The sequence below is a fragment of the Mesorhizobium sp. M2E.F.Ca.ET.209.01.1.1 genome, assembly GCF_004010375.2.
Taxonomy (GTDB): Bacteria; Pseudomonadota; Alphaproteobacteria; order Rhizobiales; family Rhizobiaceae; genus Mesorhizobium.
On sequence record NZ_SADP02000966.1, the window covers coordinates 1 to 305 of the forward strand.

Annotated in this window: 1 protein-coding gene; it reads right to left on the minus strand. The window is 69.8% G+C overall.

The window, feature by feature from the left end; translation table 11 throughout:
• The coding region (locus EN852_RS38705; protein WP_281407863.1) for a glycosyltransferase family 9 protein at positions 1–305 on the minus strand (305 nt) is incomplete at both ends.

Sequence of the window (305 nt, forward strand, 5' to 3'; positions counted from 1 at the left end):
ACAGGCCGAGCCAGACCAGTTCGCGCCGTTCCGCCAGTGGCGGCGTATTTTCAGGCGAGGTCGAGCCGTAGACGGCAACGATCGGCGTGCCGACGGCGGCCGCGACATGCATGAGCCCGCTGTCGTTGGAGACCGCGAGCCGGGCGGCCGCGATCAGGTCGATGGCGTCCTCCAGCCGCGTCTGGCCGGCGAGGTCGACGACGCCGGGGGCCAATGCGGCGATTTCGGCCGTCACGTCGCGGTCGTTCTTCGAGCCGAACAGGGCGACCTCCAGTCCCTTGCCCATGAATTCGCGGGCAAGGCCG